This is a genomic window from Bradyrhizobium sp. CCBAU 25360 (genome assembly GCF_028128695.1).
GTDB lineage: Bacteria > Pseudomonadota > Alphaproteobacteria > Rhizobiales > Xanthobacteraceae > Bradyrhizobium > Bradyrhizobium ottawaense.
Genome location: NZ_LBJA01000019.1, coordinates 1 through 3,118, shown reverse-complemented (window position 1 = coordinate 3,118; position 3,118 = coordinate 1). Strand labels below are relative to the sequence as shown.

The following is a 3,118-nucleotide window of genomic DNA, read 5'->3' as shown; positions in this document are numbered from 1 at the left end:
CTTCGCCTGATTTGCGGAATAGAACATGAAGTCCCGCCTTTGTTTCGACATTTGTTCATATGCATCGGATAGCTCAGCAAGAGAGTTGCTGGAATTCTCACGCGTTGGCCTGTCATGACCGTAGTTTAGCGGTCAAAGAACTGGCTTCGAGAGCAACCCTGTTTGCCAGCAGCTGGAAACGCATGATGAGGAGTCCCGCGTAGACGGTCGTCCCGATTGATAGGCCAATCCAGATACCAATGGCGCCAAGTCCAATTGTAAAACTCAGCACGTAGCTAAGCGAGAAGCCGATAAGCCAGTAAGCAATGCAGCCTAGCAGAAGCGGCGTCCGCGTATCTCTGAGTCCACGTAGCCCGCCCGCCGCAATGCTCTGGGCAGCATCGGCGACAAAAACGCTCGCGCCCACCAAGAGGAGCTTTGCAGCTAGTTCAGTCGTCGCGTCAGCATCGCCGGCCGATTCGCCCAGAAACAACTTGGCTATCCCGAAACGCGCGACGACAACTGCAAGAGTCAGCATCGCGGCGATGGCGATGCCAAGGAGCATCGCGGCCAGACCTGCCCGCTTGATGCCTGGAGCGTCCTTGCGGCCAACCGCATGGCTAACGCGCACAGCCGCGGCCATGCTGATGCCGAAAGAGATCATGAACAGGATGGCGGCGACCTGGGCCGCGATCTGATGAGCGGCGAGAGCGCGGATGCTGATCAGGCCCGCGAGGAGCGCTATGGCCAAAAATAGGCCGTACATGATCAAGGAGGCGATTGAAATCGGCGCGCCGATAACCAACAGCTGTCGCATTGAGGGCCAATCGAAGCGCCAGAGATGAGCAAGTACATGGTAGTCACGGAACGGGTGGCGCATTTTGGCGAAATACAAGCTGGCCAAACACGTCCCACAGTTCACCAGCGTAGTCGCAAGACCAGCCCCGAACAACTCTAGTCGGGGCAGGCCGAGCTTGCCGTAAATCAACAGATAAGCCAGCAATGCGTTGATGGGGGTGGCCGCGAGCGTAATCCAGAAAATCGGCTCAGGCCTGTTAACCGCGCCCATAAAGCTGCGGATTGCCTGAAACCACAGGGCCGGTGCCGCGCCCCACGTGAGCCCGAACAGATATTGCTGGGCTAGCCGCGCCGTGTCCGCCTCCTGGCCAAAAGCGAGAAGTAGCTGCTCTCCTCGCAGCGCAAACGCCATGATTGGCAGCGATAGGAGGGGCGCGGCCCAGAGCCCCATGCGCAGCGAGCGCCGTACAATTCTTAGATTGTCCGCGCCAAAGGCCTGCGCGGACAAAGGTGCGATGGCCGCCAGCAGAGTCGCGCCGAGGGTGAAACTAACGAGATAGACCCTGCTGGCCAGCGCTGCCGCAGCCAGCGCCTCCGCGCCGATTCGTCCTATGAAAGCAAGATGGGTCGTCATCATGGTTACCTGTCCAACCTGCGTCAGCACCATCGGCCACGCGAGTTTCGCGGTTTCTCTGAGCTCGACAGCAAGGTGATGAGCAGATCGGCCGTCTCGCCAGTCCGTGCCGCGAGGGCGCGACGGCTTTGCCTCGGTGATTTTGTTCATCGACGTCGTGCTGCATTGTTTGCCTCGCCCAACGATCTCATGTCTCATCGGGAGTATCCTCTTCAGATGCGCAGTGCCGCGCAGGCTAGCGTAACTGCGCGTGAGGCAAGCGTGCAGTCGGCTTGGACCAGCTCTCCATTCAGCCTTTCGCCGACTGAATAAGAGCAGCTCCGTCCCGTTGACAGCGCTTCGCCGGAGCGAACGGACCTTTTCTCGTGCGTTGCGCACAGCAGGCACCACCGACAGGCCAAACGGTCCATTCCGGCACTGCACGATAGGGGGCGGCGCGAGCTGGACTACGGTCTGATCGATTATGGCATATCGACATCGGCACCGTCGAATTCTCTCGCGACGCATCCCTGAGCTCAAGGGCTAAAATCATATAGTACGTCACTGCGACGTCCGTAAGCATGAGATCTGGAGCACATCTCCCCTTCAAGGCTCGTGCCAACTGCGAGGGCTCGCCTTCTAAGGCTTTTGCTCCAGCCATGTGTAGCGGAGCTGACAGTAGGTCGCAAACCTAACAAGACTTCAGAGACGCTCGATTTCAATGTCGCAGGGATTGCCGGGATATGTGCGCTGAGCAATTCGTCCATTCATGCGGACGGGAACTCTGCACGCCAAAGTATTGAGAACCGATTGAAACCAACGATTATGCGCGTCTGAGGCCTACACTTTCAGTGCCGATAGTAAGAAGCGTCAGCGAAGGCGAGCCGTGCAAGGTTACTGCTCGGCTCGGTTCAAGCATTCGAGTCCTCAGGATCTCTCAAATAGAGCTGGGCAGGCCGGCGCACCTGCGAGGCGCATGCGCAGATCTTCCAACCCCCGCTCGTCTTCTATCTGGCCGGCTCAAGACAACGCCGGCCAAGGTCAGACTCGAGCAGCTCGATGCGCCGCTAATGCTGGCATTCTTTGAGCATCTGGCACGCGATGGACGTGGCGCCTCAGCCGCTGCTGGAACCTCGATCACATCCCCGTCGAAACCTAGCGACGTACTCCTCACGTGTGGCACGACGCCGCGCTCAACCAAACATCGACAAACCTGCGCGTTCGCCTCACGTATTTCTCGGATGAGCCTTCACTCGGCGAATGCCGGGACGGCGGCAGCGATGCCGCGCAAAAGGAACCCGTGCTCCTTTCGACCTTGCCTACTGCGAACCTTACCCTGACGAGCAAGCAGGCGAAGTGGCGCGCAGAAGCCTCGTAGTTGTTCAAGCAAGAATGTCCCAGCGCCCGGAGATGAGCCATAACCTCTAGTCACTAGCCGAGGGAGGCCGCTCGCGTTTTCTGCAACCTTGCTTCGGCTTGACCAATGGGCGTCCCATACACGTCCGAAGTCCCATCCGGCCAAAGCCGTAGCAGGCAAGCCGCGACCGAGACTTGCAATCATCAGCTTGGCACGGCGTACTCCCATAGTGGTGTAGCTGACCGGGAGGTCACCGCCAATTTTCCGGCGGGTCGGAAGGCATCAGAACGATGGCGTCTTCATTTGGGAGATGCCAACCACCTCAGTCCGCCGCTTGATCTCGCCGTTGAGGCGCTCGATCGGATTGGTCG

At 58.9% G+C, this 3,118-nt stretch carries 1 protein-coding gene and 1 pseudogene; both read right to left on the bottom strand.

Going from position 1 to position 3,118, the window contains the following annotated elements:
* Positions 1-112: 112 nt before the first annotated feature.
* Positions 113-1,609: an MATE family efflux transporter gene (locus XH81_RS04830; RefSeq protein ID WP_271596018.1), complete on the bottom strand. Its 1,497-nt coding sequence runs from the start codon at positions 1,607-1,609 to the stop codon at positions 113-115.
* 1,427 nt (positions 1,610-3,036) lie between these two features.
* Positions 3,037-3,118, bottom strand: a pseudogene (locus XH81_RS04825) (transposase); the annotation flags it as partial.

Excerpts from the sequence above, each read along its gene's own strand:
- XH81_RS04830 (WP_271596018.1), bottom strand. The coding sequence starts at position 1,609 with ATGAGACATGAGATCGTTGGGCGAGGCAAACAATGCAGCACGACGTCG.